The sequence below is a fragment of the Wolbachia endosymbiont of Menacanthus eurysternus genome (assembly GCA_029715105.1).
GTDB lineage: Bacteria > Pseudomonadota > Alphaproteobacteria > Rickettsiales > Anaplasmataceae > Wolbachia.
Map to the genome: position 1 here is coordinate 490,231 of CP085695.1, position 24,800 is coordinate 515,030.

Below are 24,800 nucleotides of genomic sequence, written 5' to 3' on the forward strand. Positions count from 1 at the left end.
ATTAACCTCGTTCCTCGAAATTTTATAATTCTCCTAATTTTATAGTTATATTACTATAACGCTTAACAATCCTATTAGTTCTGCCCATTGCCCTTGGCAGCACTCTACGCAAAGTAAAAGACTTACCTATTAAAATTTCTTTTATATATAAATTATCAATATCTAATCCATAATTATACTGAGCATTAGCAATTGCAGCATTCAGTACTTTCTCTATGAGACCAGCAGCTTTCTTTTCACAAAACTTTAACTGCATAACAGCGAAAGAAACATCCTTATTACGTATTAAATTAGCAACCAAATTCAACTTGCGAGGAGTAGATTTTAATACTTCAGAACCAGCTTTAATCACTGCACATTTATCTTTCATACTAACCCCTATTTTTACCTTCTCACTACTTTTTTATCGCTATTATGTCCAATAAATTTACGAGTAGGAGAAAATTCACCAAACTTATGACCTATCATATTTTGATTATTAACATTAACCGGAATATAATCTTTACCATTATAAACAGCAAACTTCAAACCTAAACAGCTAGGAAGAATCACAGAGGCTCTAGAGTGAATCTTAATAACCTTATTAATAGAACCCTCTCTTAAAACTCTATTTACTAATTTTAACACAGATGGATGACAAAAAGGTGGCTTCCATACAGATCTACTCATAATTTAACCTTTCAATTGTTTTATATATTTATTACTAAGTTTATTTTTATTTCTAGTTTTCTTTCCTTTTGTTGCAACTCCCCAAAGAGTAACAGGATGACGACCACCAGAAGTTCTTCCCTCTCCACCACCATGAGGATGATCAACGGGATTCATAGCAACACCACGAACAGTAGGCCTAATTCCTAACCATCTATTTCTTCCCGCTTTACCCAATTTTTTATTCTTATGATTAGGATTAGACATCATACCAACAGTAGCTTTACAAGAAGACAAAACCAATCTAACTTGACCAGATCTCAGGTGCAATAAAACATAATCACCATCACGACCTACAATTTGTGCATAACAACCAGCAGCCCTAGCGATTACAGCACCATTACCGGGTTTTAACTCAACACCATGAACGAAAGATCCAACGGGTATATACCTTAATGGTAAACAATTACCAGGTAATATATCAGCATTATTACCTGACACTACAATATCACCAGGCTTAACATTCTGTGGTGCAAGTATATAAGACTTAACACCACTATATGATACCAGCGCTAAAAAACCACTCCTATTTGGATCATACTCTATTTTCTCAATTATTCCCTGATCGTCTCTGTTACGTTTAAAATCTATAATTCTATATTTCCTTTTATGACCACCACCTCTATGACGAGTTGTAATTCTACCATAACTATTCCTCCCACCACTAGATTTTTTACCAAACGTAAGAAGCTTCTCTGGTTTATATTTTGATAAACCAGTCCTATTCACCAATACAGTTCCACGAGAGGAAGGAGTAGTGGGATTAAAACATTTCATCATATCCATGGCTAAACACCACCCATTATATCTAATTTTTGATGATTCATTAAAGAAAAATAGACCTTTTTTCTTCGTTTCTCATAACCAATTATACCCTTAAAGCAGCTACGTTTAGGTTTAACTCTAATAACATTTAGAGAAGAAACCTTAGCGCCAAACAAAGATTCTATCGTTAACCTTATCTTATATTTATTTACATTTACAGAAACATACAAAGAATACCTATTAAACTTCTCTCTCAAAAAAGAAGACTTTTCTGTAACTATAGGATACTTTATCACGCTATTATATTTAATCATAATAACCTACCTTCAAGATACTTTAAAGTATCATTTGTCAACATCACACACTCATGATTTAATATATCAAAAACATTTAACCCAATAGGCTTGATTAAACTTATATTGCTCAAATTTCTAGTAGCACGTAACAAACTATCCCCATAGTTACCAACTATTAAAAAAGAAGAAAACTTAAAATTTTCAATATATTTGCGCATCTCAGACGTTTTTTTTACATCAACATTCAAACTATCAAGAATTACTAATTGATTAATAGAATACTTTAAAGATAAAGCGATCTTTAAACCAAATTTACGTACCTTTTTATTAAGAAAATAAGCATGGCTCCTAACAACAGGACCAAAAACAATTCCACCTCCTCTAAATTGAGGAGAACGCAAACTCCCATGTCTCGCCCTACCAGTACGCTTTTGACTATAAGGCTTAGCCGTAGTACCGGAAACATCACTAATCCCTTTAACTTTACGAGTACCAGCCCTTCTTTTCGATAACTGCCATTTAACTATATCATATAAAATGATCAACTTCTGTTTAACAGAAAAAATCATAGGATTAAGCTTAACAGTACCCAAATCATCATTAAACAAATTTACTAATTTACACTCCATAGAACTATTCACCCATTAATACTATTATTATTTGCATCTGAAAACAAACCAATAGAAAAACAAATATCTTTATGTAATGGTTTTTTAATTGCATCTCTCACGAAAACATACGAGTTTTTAAATCCAGGAATATTATTACCTCTTACAGCAATTAAGCTATCCTCATAATCGATAAACAACACTTTCATGTTATGAACAGTTACCCTACTGCTACCTAAATGACCAGCCATCTTCTTTCCCTTAAACACCCTACCAGGATCTTGACATTGACCAGTAGAACCTTGCGTTCTATGAGAAATAGAAACACCATGAGACGCTCTAAGACCACTAAAACCATGCCTCTTTATTACACCAGCAAACCCCTTACCTATAGAATAACCAATAATATCAAGATACTGACCAATCACAAAATGATTAACCCCAACTCTTTTACCGCATTCTATTCCAGAAAGATCATTTAATCTAGATTCATATAACTTATATTTACCACTTATCCCATTCTTCTTTAAGAATCCTAATTGAGGTTTTGCAATTTTTTGCAAATCTCCTGTACCTAAAATGACTGAATTATAACCGCATTTGTCCTGCTTCTTTATATCTAGAATATATGTCTCATCAAGATATAATAAAGTTACAGCTATACGACTAAAATTAAAATACAAAGAAGTATGACCAACATTCCTCATCAGCAAACCAATTCTTCTCGATGAACCCACTCTTCTCATCATTTTCCCTTTTTAAGAATTTTTTTAATCTTTAAATAAATCTCTACACCTGGAGGTGGGGGTGGAAAAAATGACGAATCTCCAAGCATCTGCATCATAGCAGGAGTAAGGCCATATAAAACAACCAAACGCTCAGAAGTCCTCTTTTCAAATTGCTCATGAGACTTTTTATCAACGTGGGGAGACCTACCAACATCAAACTTAAAATCACTTCTCGGAAGCGCAACAGGACCTGATAACTTTGCATCAGAGTGTTTAAACTTATCCTTAAATCCACATACAAACTCCCTAACATATTTCTCTAATTTTGAACAATCGAAAGCCTTGCTTACGATGTAAGCAACTTGTTCTACTTCATCTACCACAACTCTTTACTCCAAAATTTCAGATACAATACCAGAGCCAACAGTTTTACCACCCTCCCTTATCGCAAAACGTAAACCCTTATCCATCGCTATCGGTGCCTGTAATTCTACTTCTATTCTTACATCATCCCCGGGCATTACCATCTCTTTTCCCTCCAATAATCTTATACTTCCAGTTACATCAGTCGTTCTTATATAAAACTGAGGTTGATAATTTGCAAAAAACGGCGTATGTCTACCTCCTTCCTCCTTCTTTAAGACATATATCTCAGCCTTAAACTTCCTGTGAGGCGTTATAGTCCCTGGTTTTGCTAATACCTGTCCCCTTTCAACTTCTTCTCTTTTTGTCCCTCTTAGCAATATCCCTACATTCAACCCTGCACATCCTTTATCTAATAGCTTCTTAAACATCTCAACACCTGTACATATGGTTTTCTGTGTTGTCTTTAATCCTATTATTTCCACCTCCTCTCCAGTCTTTATTTCTCCCTTTTCTATTCTCCCCGTTACTACCGTTCCACGACCAGATATCGAAAACACATCCTCTATTGGCATCAAAAATGGCAAATCTACAGGTCTTGGTTGATCCGGTACATATTCATCCAATGCACTCATCAATTTATCCACTGATTTCTTTCCATACTCACCACTTTCATCACCTTCTAATACTTTCAACGCAGAACCTACAACAAATGGCACTTCATCTCCGTGAAAACCGTACTTCGTTAATAACTCTCTAATTTCCATTTCTACTAAACCAATCATATCATGATCAGCAACATCAGCCTTATTAATATACACTACAATATTTCTAACACCAACCTGCTTCGCTAGCAATATATGTTCTCTTGTTTGCGGCATAGGACCATCAACACCAGACACAACTAATATTGCAGCATCCATTTGTGCCGCACCAACTATCATATTTTTTACATAATCAGCATGTCCTGGACAATCAACGTGCGCATAATGTCTCTTCTCTGTATGATATTCAACGTGCGCTGTTGCTATCGTTATTCCTCTTTTCCTTTCCTCCGGTGCTTTATCTATTTGATCATACGGTACAAAACTCCCATAATACTTCGTTATTGCCGCTGTCAACGTAGTCTTTCCATGATCTACATGTCCTATCGTTCCCACATTTATATGCGGCTTACCAAATGCTTCTACTACTCGTGCCATAACTAAAAATTCTACCTAAAACCCAATACTTAATATTAAAACGATTTTATCAAAATACAACAAAAAAGAGCGGATAGTGGGATTCGAACCCACTTCGCTAGCTTGGAAGGCTAGAACTCTACCAATTGAGCTATACCCGCAGATGAAGGAGGTAGGATTCGAACCTACGTACGCATTAGCGGACAGATTTACAGTCTGTTACCTTTAACCACTCGGTCACTCCTCCACAAAAACTAGTCGAGACATAAATACTACTCAACCCAATTTACAAACCCAATATTTCGATATCATCATATAAAACTAATATCGTTGCATTATATGCATCTAAAACTAAAAAATCAAGCAATAAAAATTTAAAATAAAATCCCATAAAATCACATTTTATATAACTCAATATTTTTAATAAAATCCCTAAATAAATAATGCGAATCATGCGTACCTGGAGCTTCCTCTGGATGATATTGTACAGAAAAAACAGGATAATTTTTTACCATAATTCCTTCTACACTATTATCAAATAAAGAAATATGAGTAATCTCAACTTCACTTGGCAAAGAGGAAGGATCAACAACAAATCCATGATTTTGACTGGTAATTTCAATTCTTCTATTATTTATGTTATAAACTGGATGATTGTTTCCTCGATGACCAACTTTCATTTTAAATGTTTTTGCCCCAAAAGTAATTGCAAGTAATTGATGACCCATACATATACCAAAAATTGGTACTTTAGATTTTACAATAATATCTATCTCTGAAATCACATTTTTTCCTATTTCTTGTGGATTTCCTGGGCCATTTGAAAGTACTACTCCATCTGGATTCATACTCAATACTTTTTTCGCAAGACCTTCATCAGGTTTAATTAGTTCGATTGCACAACCAAGTTCTATTAAACGCGAAATTATACTAGTCTTTACACCAAAATCAACTACTACAACTTTATATTTTGCATTAAGATCATTTTTAATGATATTATTACTCAAACTAACTTTATTAATTATCTCTATTCCATTTAATGGTTTATATCCCCTTAACTCATTTAAAAGAGATTTAATCACAAAAGTCATTCGATCACTGTAAATCCTTTCTGCATCAGATACTGAAAATTTACATATAATACCACTTTGTGGTCTGTACTTTTGTAAATGCCTTGTCAAGGCTCTTGTATCAACTCCTGATATTCCAACTACATCATTTCTCTTTAACCAATCATCTAAACTAATACACGATGAAGGATGAGATGCATAAGAAAGCTCACGTACAATTATACCACTTGCAACAATTTTTCTTCCTCCCTCATTATCTTTCTTATTTATCCCAATATTACCAATATGAGGAAAAGTAAACATTATAATTTGATTGGCAAAAGAAGGATCAGTTATAGTATGCTGATAGCCAGTAATACCAGTAGTAAAACAAATTTCACCTATACATTTACCTTCTTTACCTATTGACCTTCCTAGAAAATATTTGCCATCTTGTAAGACTAAAATTGCATCTTGCACTATAAATATATATCCTCCCCCTCTCTCTATTAAAATAGCAGTACACAAAATTTTAATAACAAACCCCTACCTATTTAAAACTTTAAATTTTATCCTGAACAAATGCGAATCATAGAAAATAACACAAAATTTTTAATATACTATCTCTCCTCTTTAAAATGAAAAGTATAATATTTATTTCTATAATTTAACCGAATCAAACTTGAGAAATAAATCTGAACAAACCAAACTAAATATCCTCTTCTTAAAAGAAACAAAACCTATATAACAAATCAACATATATTCGCAATAATATTTTAGAACAAAAATAGATATCCTTAATTATATGCAAATATAAAAACTCATATAAAACCCATACTAATAAAATATGCTGCGTTTTACCGTGTACCTTCTTTTACTACTGAAAATACAATACAACCCTACTCTATAAACTTCTTTAATATATTAAACCTTAATCCGCAAATAAAATCCTTAATATTAGAAGGACTTCTTCCTTCCATTTGAACAATTTTAGGGATTAAAGTACCACCTGTAAAACTTATATGCATATCATTATTAATAATCTCGCCTCGTATCAAAGGAACTAAAGAAGAATCCAATTTAAAATCTGCATCCAGTACTCTAATGCGTTTATTCCATATCTTAATAAATGCCTTAGGATAAAAAGCTTTAACCTTTCTATAAGCAACTTCACAAGTATCATTAGCATAAATTCTATAATCTTCTACTTTATTAGCATAACAAGCATTATTATCATTTTGCTCTAAGGGAACTTGTTTTTCAATATTATTTAATACCTCTATCAATAGATAGCTACCTAATATAGATAATCTATCATGTAAAGTTTTATAATTATCACTTTTTTCAATAAGAAATTTTTCTTGTTTTAAAATTGGACCAGAATCTAATTTTTCGTTCAGACGCATAATACTAACTCCAGTTTCATAATCTCCAGCTAAAATTGTATGTTGTATTGGAGCTGCACCTCGCCATCTAGGCAAGAGTGAAGGATGAATATTGATACAGCCATATCTAGGAATATATAAAATTTCTTTCGGAATTATTAACCCATACGCAGCAATAACTGCAATATCTGGCTTTAATTCTTTAAACCGTCTTTCTTCTAAAGAAGTTTTTAAAGATATAGGAATACGCACCTCCACACCATTTTCTTCAGCAATAACATGTATCGGAGACTTTCCTAATTTATACCCACGTCCCGAAGGCTTTGGGATTTTAGTATATACTGCTACTACTTTGTTTTCAGATTTTAACAATAAATTCAACGCACTGACAGCAAATTTTGACGACCCCATAAAAACAATTCTCATCTCATATCGTTTTAACAATCAACTTTCTGTCATCAACCCTCCTATCATTATTAATAAATCCTATCAACTTTACAAAAGCATCTTTATAATTAACAGCCATTTCTGCAAGAATTTTCCTATTTAAGCTAATCCCCATAAGATTAAGGCCGTACATTAACTTACTATAAGTGAGCCCATGCTCTCTTGCTGCTGCATTAATACGCATTATCCACAAACTACGAAAATGACGCTTACGGTTTCTTCTATCTCTGTAAGCATACAGAAGCGCCTTTTCAACTCTCTGTAAAGCAATTCTATAACAATTTTTTGCACGCCCCCTATATCCCTTTGATAACTTCAACAATTTTTTATGACGAGCACGAGTAGTTACTCCACGTTTCACTCGAGTCATTCCTTATTTCACCTCCTCATTTTATCATGTTAAACACCATAAGGCATATAAAGTTTAACTATACGCGAACTAGACTTACCAAGAATAGTCGTACCACGCTGATTACGAATATTAGACTTACTTCTTTTTATCATACCATGTCTTTTACCAGACTGAGTAGAAATTACTTTACCTCTGGATGTAAGACTAAAGCGCTTTTTAACAGAAGACTTAGTTTTTAACTTCATATTACCATATAAAATAATCCCATAAACCACGTTATATCTCTAATATAACAAAGAGTTAACTTAAACATAAAACTAAAATGTGCATCATAACCTCTCTACTTGATTGAAGATACTTTTATTGCAACTCATATATCTAATTTAAAATATTTATATACATAACATATATCATTATACACATATATAAACAACATCCACACTTTAATATTATATTATTACCTTTCTCTGATATGAATGCATTCACATTATATAATTAAAGTATACTTAAACACACTTTAATATTAACCATCTTTTAAATTCCATTGAATTTATTTCGATAACAGCACATATTCGCCACCATTTCAACCTCCCCATGTATATTATAAAATTCAATAACTAAACTTACACTTATTTTAAGGCTTAAAAACTATTTTATAAAACTATGAAATATTTTCCAACATTATTTAGAATAATAATAGTTCTTGTTCTTTATTTGAAACTTTTCTTTATCTTTATTTTATTTTGAAATATCAAAAAATATCTCTTATCTGAACTCTCTCATCACCTTTATTATATTCTAATTCCACCTATCGTTACAATTCATCTGTAACTATTTTAAGCGATAAAGCTTATTCAAAAAACTATTATTATAACTTTATTAATAACATAACCCTAACAATTCGAAACTATTCAATTACTCTTATACTAAACTTTTACTTTATAATAAAGTCTTTACAAGAACATCAGATAAATCTGTATTTTCCCAAGAAAATCCACCGTCTTCTTCTAATTTCTTACCAAAATGGCCATAACAAGATGTACGTTTATATATAGGACGATTAAGCGATAAATATTTAATAATACCTTTAATTGATAAATCTATATTATTTTCAATAAACCTCTTAACTCTCTTCTCATCTACTATATTTGTACCAAACGTATTAACGTAAAATGAAGTAGGCTTTGATACACCAATTGCATAAGAAAGCTGTACTAAACAGCGTTTAGCTAAACCTGCAGAAACAATATTTTTACTAAGATACCTCGCCATATAAGCTGCAGATCTATCAACCTTTGTTGCATCTTTTCCAGAAAATGCCCCCCCTCCATGTGGAATATAACCTCCATAAGTATCAACCATAATTTTTCTCCCAGTTAACCCACAATCACTAACAGGTCCACCAACTATAAATCTACCAGCAGGATTAATTAAAAGATTCTCCTCAGAACACATCCATCCTTCAGGCAAAGAAGAAACTATACATGGATAAATTATTTCTTTCACTTTAAATCTGTCAAAATCTTCCGGATGTTGTATTGAAATAACAATGCTTTCAGCATATACCGGTAAATTGCCTTCATATTTTAAAGTAATTTGTAACTTTGCATCCGGACCAAGTTTTACCTCTTTGGCTATACCCATAATATTTCTTAAAATTAAATGTGCATAAAAAATTGGTGCTGGCATAAAACTCTCCGTCTCTATTGTCGCATAGCCATACACAATTCCCTGATCTCCCGCACCCTGATCCACTCCTAATGCAATGTCATGCGATTGTTCATGTAACAATATATTTACTTTTACTTTTTTCCAGTGAAAATCATCACATTTATTATAACCAATATTTCTTATTACATTTCGCACAATATTCTCAATTCTATCGTTTTTTATATCGGAACCAAATATTTCCCCAGCTACAATAACATTATCTTTAGTAACCAAAGTTTCTATTGCAGTTCTCGAAAACGGATTAACAAAAAGATATTCATCAAGCACTGCATCAGAAATTTGATCTGCTACTTTATCTGAATGACCGGCTGCAACAGACTCGCTGGTAATTAAGCTTTTATATAAATTCATGCTTTAATCTTTCGTTTCAAAACTTTTTATAAAATATACACGATATAATTATCAATATAGAGAGAGTGGGCCTGGGAAGAATCGAACCTCCGACCTCACGCTTATCAGGCGTGTACTCTAACCACCTGAGCTACAGACCCTTCTAAACTGAAACTTGTATATCCTCCATAGGTAAAACATCAATGAAAATCCTATTGTTAACTGACCTTCTAAATTTAACCCAACCTTTTACTTTAGCAAAAATAGTATGATCTCTACCGATACCAACATTCCTTCCGGGAAGAAATTTTGTTCCTCTTTGACGAACAATTATATTTCCAGGAATAACCTTCCCATTCTTCTTTATTCCTAGTCTACGACCTACTGAATCTCTTCCATTACAAGAACTACCACCAGATTTTTTAGTTGCCATACCTTGTCACCATTAATTTTGAATATTAATTTTATTAATACGAAGAACAGTTATACACTGCCTATGAGCAATTTTCCTGCGATAATTTTTCCTCCTCTTTTTCTTGAAAACTAAAATTTTCTTCCCCTTACATTGTTCAAGTACACAAGCTTCAACAGCAATATTAGGTAAACAAGATAAACCACTACCGGAAAAATAAATAATTTTATCAATCTTTACCTCTTTTCCTTCTTCAGCATTCAATCTCTCCACTTTCAAAATACTACCCTCTTTCACCAAATATTGCTTTCCACCCGTTTCAATTACCGCAAACACAAACGCACTCCCACTATTTAGCCCCTTAAGTATAAAAAACTAACGTATTAATGTCAAGATAACCCCCTTCTTTAGAAGAAAATACATATAATAACAATAACAATACAGATTATATAATACTGAAAATATAGAAAGCATATTTTCCATTATAAATAAGCTCAGCTCTATAAGTATAGAATAGAACACAAAACAAACAAAACAATTAAATCTTTATAAGAGATACAGAATCTTATGATATATACTATAAAATAAAGTTACAAACACAAAACGGACGGAATGGGATTCGAACCCATGGTACATTCACTATGTACGTCAGTTTTCAAGACTGATGCCTTAAACCGCTCGGCCATCCGTCCACCCTATTTTTAATTACTCTTACCACAACATTTAATCTCGAACAATCTATAAAATTTACTTACCAATACAAAAATTACTGAATATTTCATCTAACACCTCTTCAACGTTAATGATACCTGTTATTTCACTAAGTTCAACTATTGCAAGTTTTAAATCTTCAGACATTAACTCAATTGGATTCTCTATATTATTAAAACATTGCAAATACTTTATAGCTCTTTGCATGCAATTTCTATGTCTTTGTCGAGTAATTAAAGGAACATTTTTGCTGCAATAAAACTTTTCTTCTACCCTTTTTTCAATTGAAGAAAAAAGTTTTTTTAAACCTATTCCCTTTAAAATAGAAATAGGTAAAAAATCTATGTTATTAATCTTCACAATATAATCATCATTCACATCATCAGCTTTGCTCAAAACATAAATAGTATTAATATCCGCAGTATCACAGCTGATATTACTTCTTTCTTCAAAAGAAAATAGCTCTATTCTTAAATCAGCTTCGCAATGCTTCTTTTTTGCACGACTTATACCTTCAGACTCTATAGGATCCAAGCTTTCACAAATTCCAGCAGTATCAAAAAGAATAACAGGATATCCACAAATATCAATATGAGCCTCAAGTATATCTCTAGTTGTACCTGCATATTTGGAAACAATAGCTATATCACGTTTAGCAAGAAAATTAAACAATGTTGATTTACCAACATTAGGTTTACCAGTTATAACAACATGTAAACCCTCACGTAGTCTTTCACCGCATCTATTATCATTTAAATGATCTTGTATTGACTGTATAAGAATTTGTACTTCACTACTTATCTTTTCTAATTCATTTTTTTCTATTAAAATATCTTCTGGAAAATTTATATATGCTTCAATTTTAGACTGTACTGTTATTAATTTCCTCCTCCAATCATTATATAACTTCTCCAATTCTCCTGAAACTTGCCTAATTGCCTGTTTAGCTTGCATTTTTGTTTCAGCATCAATTAAATCAGCAATTCCTTCTATTTGTGTTAAATCAAACTTACCATTTAAAAATGCTCTGAGTGAAAACTCTCCAGGTTTAGCCATAACAAAAATTTCTGATAATTTTTCTAAAATAATATTTATAACTGCTTTACTTCCATGTACTTGTAATTCTACAATGTCTTCACCTGTAAAACTATTTGGAGCAGGAAAATAAATAACTACTCCATTATCTATAAGTTGACCTACATCATCATATAAATTAACTAAAGTAGCAAATCTGGGTTTAATATATTTTTTAATATAAAAATGATTTAAAGTCTTAAGAGCATGATTACCTGAAACTCTAATTATTGCAATTCCTGATTTACCAAATGCAGTTGATAAAGCAAAAATAGTTTCATTTGTTCTCGCATACATCTCCTATCACCTATCTATATTTATTAATAGAATTTCTTAATTTTTCCCCTATACTAGGGTTCACTAAAAAAATATTTTACCATAAATATTATGGTATACTGACTAATTATTTAATATATAACATATGACAAAATAAAAAAATTTGTAATTCTCACCAAGAAGTATGTTAAAACTAAGGGATAATGACCTACCCATGTAAAATAGTGATTTTACTATTGATAATAGTAATAATACCAGTCAGGTTACTTGCAAATAAAATTGAAATTCTTGCAGATGTAAATGGTGAACCGATTTCAAATTTAGATGTTGAAAAACGTATTAGTTTAATAAATTCGCTATTCTATCTCCAAAATAACGAGACATTAAAATTTCAAACCCTAAAACAGCTAATTGATGAAATCATCATTGTAAATGAAGCACAAAATTTAAACATAAAACTCAGTGATAAGGATCTAAATGATGCCATCATATCATTTATGACAAAGAACTTTAAGATTAAAAATAATGAAGTTTCTAAATATATAGAAAAACAAAATATAGACCTTAATGCCTTAAAAAGGCATATAAAATGCCAACTATTATGGATTAAAATTATTGAAACAAAAGTCATACCGTTTATTAAAATAAGCGATGAAGAAATTTGCAATGTAAAAAAACAAATGGAAGAACTAAATTGGCTTGTCACGTTTGAAGAATTTATTCCTAACTCTAACCAAGAAAATTGGGATATTTACGAGACAGCTAAAAATTTTGCAGAAAGATTATTGAATAATGATAACAATTTTATTTTAGAACCTGCAATAAAAATACATAAATTAACAGTTAATCTAAGCCAACTAAAAAGAAATCTTAAGAATGTTTTAGAGAATGCAAAAATTGGTGATATAATAGGTCCAATTAAACTTAATAAAAATTACTATTCCGTTATAAGGATAACAGATAAAGTGCAACTTAGTTATTCATTTTTGAAAAGTACCTTAAAAGTAAAACAAGTTATAATTAAAAATTATAAAAATTTATTAAATGAATTCAAAAAACAAAAAGTTGATTGCTTGAATTTCGATAAAATCGTAAATAATTTTAAATTAAAGAACATAAAAGAATTTGAAATGAAAATACAAAATTTAAACCCCAGTTTACAAATTTCATTTAAAAACGCTAAAATAAACGACTTAATAGAGCTTAAAAAAGATGACACTATAAGACTAATGTTACTATGTGACATAAAAAATACATCAAATATTATAGAGGATATTAAGCAACAAATATATCAACAAAAAGTTTTAATACAAAGTAACTCACTATTAGATAATATACGTAAAAGCACAGCTATCAGTTATTTTAATTAAATTTACTTAAATTTGCTTTTTTTATTAAAATTTTCCATTTTGAAGGATTAAAATCTCTATCTCTTTATCTCTTCCTTTTAAACTCTATTTTCATATAAAATGCTCCAAAAGTACAAATTGCTAAAAATCAACAAATGTTTCTTAACTAAGAGCTGACGTTTTAACTAAAAATTAATCAAAATTAAAATATAATTTCTATAAAATCTCTATTCTAGAAATTGAATTAAATATTCAACCTAAAATATTATATTTAATAATATCTCTACTTTGTTTTTTAAATAAAATTAAAATTAAAAACATTTAATATTTCATATAGAAAATTGATATATCATATTATATATATTATTCAATAATCGAAGATAACCTAAAAATAAGAGAACTAAAACACAAAATATAAAATAATGAATCATTGAACATTATTTTCACAATTAATAAAACAGTCTAATCTCAATTAGAAATACTCAAAATTGAACAAACTTTTTATAAAAGTTTACGCAACCATCATTTAGTAAAAGTTTTAAACTTAAATACAATAACTTAATAAGTGTATCTCTTCTAACTTTTTTATATAGATTAAGAATGAATTCTAAACTACAATATTAAAAAGCAATTTATAAACCAAAAAATAAATACTTCTAAATATTTTAACTACTGCCATAATAAAACAAAAAGTTTCAAAATCAGCATTTTAAAAGTATAATTACACTATTTTAATCGCACATAAAAATTTGTATTTCGAATCATATGATGATATATAACAACTTACGTGACTTTATATCTATTTTAGAAGAAAAAAAAGACCTAATTAGAATTAAAGAAGAAGTTTCAACGATTCTTGAAATAACAGAAATTCATCGTAGAGTTCTTTTGAATAAAGGATCAGCCATAATTTTTGAAAATGTTATAACAGAAAACGGAAAAAATCCAATCTCAGTTTTAGTGAATCTATTTGGCACTATTGATAGAATAGCCTTAGGATTAAATATAGATCGCAATAAAATGAAAGATCTCGGTAAATTTCTAGCATTTTTACAATCACCAAAGCCACCAAAAAATTTAAAAGATGCTATAAAAATATTTCCTACATTACAAATTATATTATCAATGCGTAATAAAATTATAAGTAAAGCTCCATGTCAAGAAGTAATATTAACCGGCGATGAAATAGACCTTAACTTACTACCAATCCAAACATGCTGGCCAAATGAACCAGCACCACTCATTACCTGGCCAATTATAGTAACAAAAGGATCAACAGAGAACGAACAAGATAATTTTAATCTTGGAATATATCGTATGCAAGTTATAAATAAAAAAACAACTCTAATCCGTTGGCTTGCAAACCGAGGAGGAGCAAACCATTATATACAATGGAAGAAAAAAAATAAAAAGCAAAATATAAATTTTCCTGCTGCTGCTGTAATAGGCATTGATCCTGCAACACTTATAGCTGCAGCAACTCCAATTCCAGAAACATTATCAGAATATCAATTTGCTGGATTACTACGTAAAAAACCTCTTGAACTTGTAAAATGTAGAACTATACCACTTCAAGTACCAGCTCACGCAGAAATAGTTTTAGAAGGTTATGTAAGCTTATATAAATATCAAAACGAAGGACCATACGGAGATCACACTGGTTACTATAATTCTATCGAAAAATTTCCAGAATTCAATATTACTGCAATTACAATGCGCAAAAATCCAATATATCTTAGTACTTTTACAGGCAAACCTCCAGATGAACCATCGATACTCGGCGAAGCACTTAATGAAATCTTCATACCAATTCTTATCAATCAATTTCCAGAAATAGTAGATTTTTATCTCCCACCGGAAGGATGTTCTTACAGAATAGCAATAATATCAATTAAAAAATCCTACCCTGGACATGCAAAAAGAATCGTTATGGGTATACTTTCCTTTCTTAAACAATTTCTATACACAAAGTTTATTATAATTGTAGATGACGATATAAATATACGCAATTGGAAAGAAGTAATGTGGGCAATATCAACAAGAATGGACCCCATACGAGATATAATTCCAATAAAAAACACGCCGATTGATTACTTAGATTTTGCTTCTCCAGAAAAAGGACTTGGAGGTAAAATAGGACTTGACGCAACAAATAAAATTTTTCCCGAAACTAAACGAAAATGGGGAAAAAAAATCGAAATGAGCCAAGAAATAATAAAAAAAGTTACAGAAAAATGGGAAAAATACGGATTTAACATTAAAAATTAGTTGTCACACTACTTAAAAAGTAAGCACACCAAGAAAGCACTGTTTACCAAATAATATAAATAATAAAATTAACAGTTACTTTCTATTATTTAAATAATTAGAGAATAACAATCTAAACGCAAAACCCTCACATTTTTCTCCATTTTAACTTTTTTAACTTCTATCTTTACTACAAAAGACACTCTTTTTATTGTTTATTTATCCATATAAACTATGAAAAGCTATTTTCTAATAGTTTTTCATCATAAGTTTCAATATCAAAATACTTTTCATATTTATCTACGTTACTACAAAGCGAAAGTGCCCTAATCTTGCTCATAATCAAACCTGTACCAGCAGGAATCAATCTACCTACTATAACATTTTCCTTCAACCCACTTAAAGAATCCTCTTTTCCGCAAAACGCTGCTTCCGTTAATACTTTTGTTGTCTCTTGAAAAGAAGCAGCAGAAATAAAAGAATGAGTTTCGAGACTAGCTCTAGTAATCCCCTGCAAAATAGAAAGATAACTAGCAGGTCGTTTACCGGAATTATTCATAGCATTATTCTCTCTATCAACTTCTGACTTATCAATACTCTCACCAATCAAATACATAGTATCACCAGGATCAGTAATCTCTACTTTCTGTAACATCTGTTTCAATATCACCTCCAGATGCTTATTATCGATACGAACACCCTGCAACCTATAGACCTGCTGTATCTCGGAAATCATATAATGTGCTAAAGCCTCAAGTCCAAGTACACGTAAAATATCATGAAGATCAGGATCACCATCCATTAATAAATCACCCTTACGCACAAAATCACCTTCATTAACTATCACATGCTTACTCCTTGAAACAAGATACTCAATAGGAGAAATCTTATCGTCCACAGGCTTAATTAATATACTACGTTTCCCCCTGCGATCTTTCTCAGAAAATGCTACATAACCATCTACTTCACTAACAATTGCATGCTCTCTAGGGCAACGTGCTTCGAATAATTCTATAACTCTAGGTAAACCGCCGGTAATATCCCGAGTTTTAACCGATTCTCTTGGTGTTCTTGTTATAATATCACCTGCATGAATTTTTTGACCATCTTGTACATTAAGCACTGCACCAATCGGTATAAAATAGCATGCCTCAACACCACTTGCAAGTGTTATTACTTCACCATTGTCATCAAGTAGCACTATTCTAGGACGCAAATTTATTCCACCAGAATGTAATTTCCAATCCTTCACTACTTTACTTGATATACCAGTAGATTCATCCATAACCTCAGTGATTGATATCCCATCTTTTAAATCTCGATAAGATACTATACCAGTCTTTTCAGTAATAATAGGTAACGTATAAGGATCCCATTCTGCAATTCTATCACCAACTTTTATTAGCTGACCTTCATTTACATAAAGAGTAGCACCATAAGGCACACTGTGCTTTAATTTTTCACTACCAAAACTGTCAATCAACACAACTTCACAAGAACGACTTATTACAATTTTATCTCCATTTTTATCTGTAATTATATTAATATTGTTCAATTTTACTCTAGCATTAATAGAAGCTACAATATTTGAAGATTCAACTCCTCTAGTCATTACTCCACCTATATGGAAAGTACGCATTGTTAATTGAGTACCAGGCTCTCCAACAGACTGAGCAGCTATTACACCAACTGCCTCACCTATCGAAACAACTCTGCCAGTCGCAAGGTCTCTCCCATAACAAAGAGCACATACACCTGGATTTAATTTACAAGTTAAAGGAGATCTAATCTTTACAGTATCAAGGCCTGCAATACTAATTTGCCTTGCCTTGTTTTCATCAATCAATTCCCCTGCTTTTATCAATAACTCATTCGTTCCTGGATCATATATATTATTTGCGGCTACTCTCCCAAGCACGATACTCTCCAAAGATGCAACTATCGTACCTCTCTCAATTGTAGCTCTCATAGTTAACCCATCTTGTGTTTTGCAATCATATTTAATAACTATGCAATTCTGAGAGACATCAACCAAACGACGAGTTAAATATCCAGAATTTGCAGTTTTAAGCGCAGTATCAGCAAGACCTTTACGTGCACCGTGAGTAGAATTAAAATACTCAAACACATTTAATCCTTCACGAAAATTAGAAATTATAGGTGTTTCTATAATCTCACCAGAAGGTTTAGTCATAAGTCCACGCATCCCAGCTAATTGTTTCATCTGAGAAGTAGAACCCCTTGCACCAGAATTAACCATCATATATACCGAATTATATTTACTCTCTCTGTCGTATATAGATATCGCTTTTAACATATCACTTGCTATCATATCCGTACATTTTGACCATTCATCTATAACCTTATTATATCTTTCACTTCTAGTAATTAGCCCATCTTGATATTGGACGGAAAATTTCTTAATTTCGTTTCTAGCATGATTAACATGTATAGCCTTGGTTTTTGGTATAACCAAATCACAGCGACTAAAAGAAGTACCAGAAAATGTAGCATACTCAAAACCTAATACCATTAATTTATCAGAAAATTCTACTGTAGCACTCTGACCACAATTACGATATACTAAATCAACTATATTAGTTATCTCCTTAACTGTCAAAACTTGATTTACAATATCAAAACTTAAATTCTCATGCTTAGGAAAGATCTGCCATAGTATCAAACGACCTGGAGTCGTGTAAACAATTTTATAATCACTATTCATATACTCTATTCTATACCTTATTTTAGAATGAATATGTAAAATACCGTTACTTAAAGAATGTTCAATTTCACCAAAAGTACTCGAAAACGGCAAATTACTATTTTCTTCATCAGTCTGTTCTTGTAGAGTTAAATAATGTATACCAAGTACTATATCTTTACTAGGAACTATAATTGGTCTACCATTAGAAGGACTTAAAACATTATTAGTAGACATCATCAATATTCTAGCTTCAAGCTGAGCTTCCAATGAAATTGGTACATGTACAGCCATTTGATCACCATCAAAATCAGCATTGAATGCCGTACAAACAAGCGGATGCAATTGTATTGCTTTACCTTCAATCAAAATAGGTTCAAAGGCTTGTATACCAAGCCTATGCAGGGTAGGTGCCCTATTTAACAATACAGGATGTTCCTTTATTACCTCCTCAAGCATATCCCAAACTTCTGGTTTTTCAGCTCTTATTAACTTGCTAGCAAATTTAATTGTCGGAGCCACACCGTACATCTTAAGCTTTGAATAAACAAAAGGTTTAAATAATTCAAGAGCCATTCTTTTTGGTAATCCACATTGATTTAACTTTAGAGTTGGACCAACAACTATTACAGAACGCCCAGAATAATCTACTCTTTTTCCCAACAGATTCTGACGAAAACGACCTTGTTTTCCTTTTAACATATCACTAATAGATTTTTTATATCCAACAGAACCAACCTTATTCACAAGGGCATTACGACGACTATTATCAAAAAGAGAATCAACAGCTTCTTGTAACATTCTTTTTTCATTACGAATCATAATTTCAGGTGGATTCAAACTTAATAATTTTCTCAATCTATTATTTCTATTAATGATAGTCCTATAGTGATGATTTAAATCAGAAACTGCAGGACGACCACTCTCAAGAGAGACTAACGGACGCAAATCAGGTGGCAAAATAGGTATAGTGGTAAGTATCATCCACTCAGGCCTATTTCCTGACTTAATAAAATTTTCGATAATACGTAATCTTTTTATAATCTTCTTCCTTCTTATTTCCGAAGTAACAGATTCTAATTCCGATCTCAGACTTATTCTAATCTCATGTAAATCAAGACGAGCTAGCAATTCTCTTATAGCTTCAACACCCTGCATAGCAACAAACCCATCAATACCATAACTATCTTTAGCCTCATTGTAAGCTTTTTCACTAATAATCTCCCCTCTTTCAAAGGAAGAAATAACTGGATCTATTACAATATAACTATCACTATATAAAATATTTTCGATATCTCTTAAAGACATATCTAATAACGCCCCAATCCTTGAAGGAAGCGATTTTAAAAACCATATATGAGCAACAGGAGATGCAAGCTCTATATGACCCATTCTCTCTCTCCTTACCTTAGAAGAAGTGACTTCTACTCCACACTTTTCGCATATACGACCTCTATGCCTCCTTTTCTTATATTTTCCACATAAACATTCATCGTCATTAACAGGACCAAAAACTTTAGGACAGAACAAACCGCCTTTTTCAACTTTAAATGTACGATAGTTTGCAGTTGAAACATCCTTTATTTCTCCGTAAGACATAGACTTAATGCTCTCGGGACTAGCAATCGATATACTAATTTTATCAAAAGACTGTGCAATGTTAGTAGAAGATATATCTTTAACAACTACTTCATTTTGCTTTAAAGTCACATTTAAACACAAAGAACGCAACTCTTTTATCATCACATTAAAAGATTCAGGAGTTCCACACTCAAAATTACTATCACCTTTTATTATTGACTCATAAATCTTAATCCTACCATTAATATCATCAGACTTCACAGTTAACATTTCCTGTAAAGTATAGGCAGCGCCATAAGCCTGTAACGCCCAACATTCCATTTCACCAAAACGCTGACCGCCAAAATGAGATTTCCCTCCTAGGGGTTGCTGAGTAACCAAACTATAAGGTCCAACTGAACGCGCATGAATTTTATCATCAACTAAATGATGTAACTTAAGCATATACATATAACCTACTGTAATTTTGCGATCAAATCTCTCTCCAGTGCAGCCATCGTATAACACAGTTTGTCCGGAACTATCTAACCCGGCAAGTTCAAATAATCTTGTTATTTTTTCATCTTTTGGACCTTCAAACACGGGAGCAGCAACAGGAATACCATCACATAATCTTCCCGCAAATAAAACCAAACCACCATTAGTAATTCTACGAATATCATCGCAAACAGACATATCGTTACCACAACTATATACCTCAATAAGAAAATCACGCAAATTACTATGTGCTCTTTTATAAGAATCTAAATAAGCCTCTACCAATACATCTAATTCATCATCATTTGATATACATTTTTTAGGCAAATTAAGAACAGAATCTGTTATTTCTTTGTCGCTAATTTCCTCAAGTCTTTTATTATTATCTAGATAAACTGCCGTAAATTTTATAAAACTACTCTCATCAAGAGACCTAATTTTATCACAAAAAATACTCTCAACCTTCTTTATTTCGTAAAGAAACTTTTTTACTTTTTCTCCTAACTTCTTACAAGCCCAACCTACATGAGTTTCTAATATCTGTCCTACATTCATTCTTGATGGAACACCCAGAGGATTAAGAATAATATCAATAGGAGTTCCATCTTCTAAATACGGCATATCCTCTACAGGCACAACTCGAGAAATCACTCCCTTGTTTCCATGCCTACCAGCCATTTTATCTCCAGGTTGCAAGCTATGTTTTACTGCAATAAAAACCTTTACTAACATTGAAACACCCTGAGGTAAATCATAACCTTCATTTAATTTTTCCATTTTTTGCTTAAATTGCATTTTTGCATTCAATACCTTTTCATCAAAATCTCTCTTTATATTTTTAACTTGTTCAGAAATATGCTTATTCTTTAATCCTATATTCCACCATTGTTCACGTTCAATAATATTAATTTTTTCTTGATCTTGAAGGTCAAATCTCATGAAAAGTTTTTTCAATGTGTCATAAAAATAATCACTAGATACATTAATGACATAGTCTCGCTCCTTTTTAAGATCATCTATTTCTTTCTGTTTTATAAGTAACGCCCTTTCATTTTCTTCAATTCCTCTACGAGTAAAAACTCTCACATCAATTACTGTTCCCTCAACATCTGGAGATGTGTATAAAGAAGAATCTGTACAATCAAACGACTTTTCACCAAAAATCGTCATTAATAACTTTGTTTCAGGAGGTAGCGAAAGAGAAGGTTTAGGTGTAACCTTACCAACTAGAATAGAACCAGGACCTACTCTTGTGCCAATTTTTACTATACCACTGTTATCTAAATGACACAAACTTTCTTCATTAACGCCAGGTATAGCACGAGTTATTTTTTCCGAACCTAAAGGAGTATCATGCACAATGCACTCAAATTCTTCTATATGAATAGAAGTAAACAAATCCTTTTTAACAACTTCACTAGAAATAATAATAGAATCCTCGAAATTATAACCTTGCCACGACATAAAGGCAACCAGTAAGTTCTTACCAAGCGCTAATTCGCCAACGTTAACTGCAGGACCATCAGCTATTACATCACCTTCTTTAACAGAATCACCTATAAACACTAGTGGTCTCTGGTTTATACAAGTATTATGATTAGAACGCTGAAATTTTTTCAAATGATAAATATCAACACCAAGGTAATTAATTCTTTCCTCATCAAAAGCACGTATAACTATAGAATTACTATCAGAATTATCAACTACACCATCACGTCTTGCCAAAATTACAGCACCAGAACCAGAGGCAACAAAAGATTCCATACCAGTTGCAACTAAAGGAGCAGTAGGCTTTAATAAGGGCACAGCTTGACGTTGCATATTTGAGCCCATTAATGCTCTATTTGCATCATCATTTTCTAAAAATGGTATCAATGAAGCCGCAACCGATATGACCTGCTTGGGAGATACATCAATATAACTTACCTGATCACTACTTACCATAACAAAACTACCACCATATCTACAATACAGCATGTCATCGATAAAACGGTTATTTTCATCAAGCCTTGCGCTAGTATCAGCTATATAATACAAACCTTCATCTATTGCAGACAGATATTCAATTTCATTAGTAACAACCTTATCTACTACTTTTCTATAAGGACTTTCGATAAAACCATATTTATTAACGCGCGCATATATAGCTAAACTATTAATTAACCCTATATTTTGCCCCTCAGGCGTTTCAATGGGACAAATTCTTCCATAATGGGTTGGATGAACATCACGCACTTCAAATCCTGCACGATCTCTAGTTAAACCACCAGGACCTAATGCTGATAACCTTCTCTTATGTGTTATCTCAGATAATGGATTAGTTTGATCCATAAACTGAGATAGTTGAGAAGAATTAAAAAAATCCCTTAAAACATTAGTTAACACTTTTGGATTGATAAAATCAGATGGAGAAACTCCCTCCAAATTAGAGGTAGACATAGAATCAATTATTACACGTTCTAACTTCAGCAATCCAGATCTAAACTGATTTTCTACAAATTCTCCAACTGACCTTACCCTTCTATTTCCTAGATGATCAATATCATCTACAGACCCTTGATCATCACGTAATAGTACTATTTTTCTTATTATTTCAATAATGTCTTCATGTGTTAAAATAGTTAAATCTTCACTGCAATTTAATCCAAGATAAGAATTAAGTTTTAATCTACCAATATTAGATAAATCATAATATTCAGGATTAAAAAAAAGATTATGAAAAAACTCTTCCACTATTTCTAAAACTGGAACCTCACCTGGACGTAAAACTTTATATATCTCATATAACGCATCCTGGTGAGACATATTTGCATCTAAGAAAAGAGTGTTCAATATATAAGGCCCAACATATATATTATCAATATTTAAAACTGATATCTCACCCACAGATAACAATTCAAGCTTCTTTACATCCTCTACTTTTATAGACTCACCAGCAGATAAAATTTTCATAGAACTAACACTATCTATTAGATCTTCTGCAAGAAACAATCCACATATAGAATTAAAAGGCACTAAATATTCTCTTAATCCATCATTATATAGTTTTTTGGCTAATCTCGAAGTAATACGAATATTAGCTTTAAGTAAGATTTTACCTTCAACATCTACCAAATCAAAAGGTAATCTAATCCCTTTAAATTTGTCAGGAATGAATGGAACCTTCCAACTATTTTTATATTTTATATACTTTATTTTTTCATAGAACTTATCAAGTATATCCATATTTGAAAAACCTAAAGCTTTTAATAAAATTGAAATTGGTAATTTTCTCTTTCTATCAATGCGAAAATATAAATGATCTTTAACATCAAACTCAATATCAAGCCAAGAACCTCTATAAGGAATAATTCTAGCAGAATAAATTAACTTACCAGAATTATAAGTTTTTCCTTTATCACTATCAAAAAATACACCTGGAGATCTATGCATCTGTGAAACTATAACCTTTTCCACTCCATTAATAATAAAAGTACCTTTATCAGTCATCATCGGTAACTCACAAAAATGAACTTCCTGTTCTTCTACGGACTTTAGAATATTATCTGTAAACTTAAAACGATCCTCCTCATTATTATTACTGCCCTTAATAGACTTATATTCACCAAGAGAAATACCATCTTGCAGAATAACAAGACGTATAAATGCAATAACCCGAGCAGAAAATGTTATACCACGCTTTATACATTCAAACTCATCATACTTAGGATGATCTATCCTGCAATTTATAAATTCAATAGTAGCTCTATGTAGAGGATCATTTACTGGAAAAACTGAATGAAAAATAGATTCAAGTTTCTCATTATCACTTCTTCCAGGAGTAAATGATTTATATGACTCCTTTTGAACTTTAACTAAATCTAATAGAGAATCCTTCAAGTCAATTGATTTAGAATAAGAAATCCTAGGAACGAAAGCATTAGAAGCAAACATATAAGAAGAAACAACCATCTGAATACCCAAAATTAAAACTAACTAAAACACCACATTAATATCGAAACTTAATACAATCAAAACTTATTATGA

19 protein-coding genes and 4 tRNA genes are annotated in these 24,800 nt (G+C 31.6%); 2 read left to right on the forward strand and 21 right to left on the reverse strand.

From position 1 onward, the window contains the following. Nucleotides 1–22: 22 nt before the first annotated feature. The 20 genes from rplV to mnmE all read right to left on the reverse strand — a co-directional run bounded on the left by rplV (nucleotide 23) and on the right by mnmE (nucleotide 12,437). Nucleotides 23–370, reverse strand: a complete 348-nt coding sequence (gene rplV / locus LJI21_02000) for a 50S ribosomal protein L22 (protein WFW29543.1) — start codon at nucleotides 368–370, stop codon at nucleotides 23–25. A gap of 14 nt (nucleotides 371–384) precedes the next feature. Next, the gene (gene rpsS, locus LJI21_02005) at nucleotides 385–669 is read right to left on the reverse strand and encodes a 30S ribosomal protein S19 (protein WFW29544.1); all 285 of its coding nucleotides are present in this window, start codon (nucleotides 667–669) and stop codon (nucleotides 385–387) included. Between the two features lie 3 nt (nucleotides 670–672). After that, nucleotides 673–1,488, reverse strand: coding sequence for a 50S ribosomal protein L2 (rplB, locus tag LJI21_02010; GenBank protein WFW29967.1), 816 nt, complete (start codon nucleotides 1,486–1,488; stop codon nucleotides 673–675). An 8-nt stretch (nucleotides 1,489–1,496) separates the two neighbouring features. After that, nucleotides 1,497–1,787 (reverse strand): 50S ribosomal protein L23, encoded by a 291-nt coding sequence (locus LJI21_02015; GenBank protein WFW29545.1) that lies wholly within the window; start codon nucleotides 1,785–1,787, stop codon nucleotides 1,497–1,499. Continuing rightward, nucleotides 1,784–2,398, reverse strand: coding sequence for a 50S ribosomal protein L4 (gene rplD, locus LJI21_02020; protein WFW29546.1), 615 nt, complete (start codon nucleotides 2,396–2,398; stop codon nucleotides 1,784–1,786). Before rplD ends, LJI21_02015 begins: the two co-directional genes overlap by 4 nt. A gap of 8 nt (nucleotides 2,399–2,406) precedes the next feature. Further along, nucleotides 2,407–3,123 carry a 50S ribosomal protein L3 gene (gene rplC, locus LJI21_02025; GenBank protein WFW29547.1) on the reverse strand — a complete coding sequence of 239 codons (717 nt, stop codon included), beginning with the start codon at nucleotides 3,121–3,123 and terminating at the stop codon, nucleotides 2,407–2,409. Further along, nucleotides 3,123–3,488 (reverse strand): 30S ribosomal protein S10, encoded by a 366-nt coding sequence (rpsJ, locus tag LJI21_02030; GenBank protein WFW29548.1) that lies wholly within the window; start codon nucleotides 3,486–3,488, stop codon nucleotides 3,123–3,125. Before rpsJ ends, rplC begins: the two co-directional genes overlap by 1 nt. 6 nt (nucleotides 3,489–3,494) lie before the next feature. Beyond that, on the reverse strand, nucleotides 3,495–4,670 hold the full coding sequence (tuf, locus tag LJI21_02035) for an elongation factor Tu (GenBank protein ID WFW29549.1): 1,176 nt from the start codon (nucleotides 4,668–4,670) through the stop codon (nucleotides 3,495–3,497). 68 nt (nucleotides 4,671–4,738) lie between these two features. Next, nucleotides 4,739–4,810, reverse strand: a tRNA-Gly gene (locus LJI21_02040). A gap of 3 nt (nucleotides 4,811–4,813) precedes the next feature. Continuing rightward, a tRNA-Tyr gene (locus LJI21_02045) sits at nucleotides 4,814–4,896 on the reverse strand. Nucleotides 4,897–5,044: 148 nt separating this feature from the next. Then, entirely contained in the window at nucleotides 5,045–6,178 is a 1,134-nt protein-coding gene (gene carA / locus LJI21_02050; GenBank protein WFW29550.1) for a glutamine-hydrolyzing carbamoyl-phosphate synthase small subunit, read from the reverse strand. Between the two features lie 419 nt (nucleotides 6,179–6,597). Then, nucleotides 6,598–7,509 carry a methionyl-tRNA formyltransferase gene (fmt, locus tag LJI21_02055; protein WFW29551.1) on the reverse strand — a complete coding sequence of 304 codons (912 nt, stop codon included), beginning with the start codon at nucleotides 7,507–7,509 and terminating at the stop codon, nucleotides 6,598–6,600. Nucleotide 7,510: 1 nt separating this feature from the next. After that, entirely contained in the window at nucleotides 7,511–7,900 is a 390-nt protein-coding gene (gene rplT / locus LJI21_02060; protein ID WFW29552.1) for a 50S ribosomal protein L20, read from the reverse strand. Between the two features lie 29 nt (nucleotides 7,901–7,929). Then, nucleotides 7,930–8,127 carry a 50S ribosomal protein L35 gene (gene rpmI / locus LJI21_02065; protein ID WFW29968.1) on the reverse strand — a complete coding sequence of 66 codons (198 nt, stop codon included), beginning with the start codon at nucleotides 8,125–8,127 and terminating at the stop codon, nucleotides 7,930–7,932. A gap of 694 nt (nucleotides 8,128–8,821) precedes the next feature. Beyond that, a complete protein-coding gene (metK, locus tag LJI21_02070; protein WFW29553.1) occupies nucleotides 8,822–9,964 on the reverse strand; it encodes a methionine adenosyltransferase in 1,143 nt (380 codons plus the stop codon). 66 nt (nucleotides 9,965–10,030) lie between these two features. Beyond that, nucleotides 10,031–10,104, reverse strand: a tRNA-Ile gene (locus tag LJI21_02075). 2 nt (nucleotides 10,105–10,106) lie between these two features. After that, the gene (rpmA, locus tag LJI21_02080) at nucleotides 10,107–10,376 is read right to left on the reverse strand and encodes a 50S ribosomal protein L27 (protein ID WFW29554.1); all 270 of its coding nucleotides are present in this window, start codon (nucleotides 10,374–10,376) and stop codon (nucleotides 10,107–10,109) included. A gap of 12 nt (nucleotides 10,377–10,388) precedes the next feature. Continuing rightward, nucleotides 10,389–10,691, reverse strand: coding sequence for a 50S ribosomal protein L21 (gene rplU, locus LJI21_02085; GenBank protein WFW29555.1), 303 nt, complete (start codon nucleotides 10,689–10,691; stop codon nucleotides 10,389–10,391). A gap of 268 nt (nucleotides 10,692–10,959) precedes the next feature. Next, nucleotides 10,960–11,047, reverse strand: a tRNA-Ser gene (locus LJI21_02090). A 55-nt stretch (nucleotides 11,048–11,102) separates the two neighbouring features. Beyond that, nucleotides 11,103–12,437: a tRNA uridine-5-carboxymethylaminomethyl(34) synthesis GTPase MnmE gene (mnmE, locus tag LJI21_02095; GenBank protein ID WFW29556.1), complete on the reverse strand. Its 1,335-nt coding sequence runs from the start codon at nucleotides 12,435–12,437 to the stop codon at nucleotides 11,103–11,105. A 182-nt stretch (nucleotides 12,438–12,619) separates the two neighbouring features. Between mnmE and LJI21_02100 the strand changes: the two genes are divergently transcribed. Then, the gene (locus tag LJI21_02100) at nucleotides 12,620–13,786 is read left to right on the forward strand and encodes a SurA N-terminal domain-containing protein (GenBank protein WFW29557.1); all 1,167 of its coding nucleotides are present in this window, start codon (nucleotides 12,620–12,622) and stop codon (nucleotides 13,784–13,786) included. Nucleotides 13,787–14,536: 750 nt separating this feature from the next. Next, nucleotides 14,537–16,033 (forward strand): UbiD family decarboxylase, encoded by a 1,497-nt coding sequence (locus LJI21_02105; protein ID WFW29969.1) that lies wholly within the window; start codon nucleotides 14,537–14,539, stop codon nucleotides 16,031–16,033. Nucleotides 16,034–16,244: 211 nt separating this feature from the next. Here LJI21_02105 and LJI21_02110 read toward each other — a convergent pair whose 3' ends face one another. Continuing rightward, nucleotides 16,245–24,725, reverse strand: a complete 8,481-nt coding sequence (locus LJI21_02110) for a DNA-directed RNA polymerase subunit beta/beta' (protein WFW29558.1) — start codon at nucleotides 24,723–24,725, stop codon at nucleotides 16,245–16,247. Between the last annotated feature and the right edge of the window lie 75 nt (nucleotides 24,726–24,800).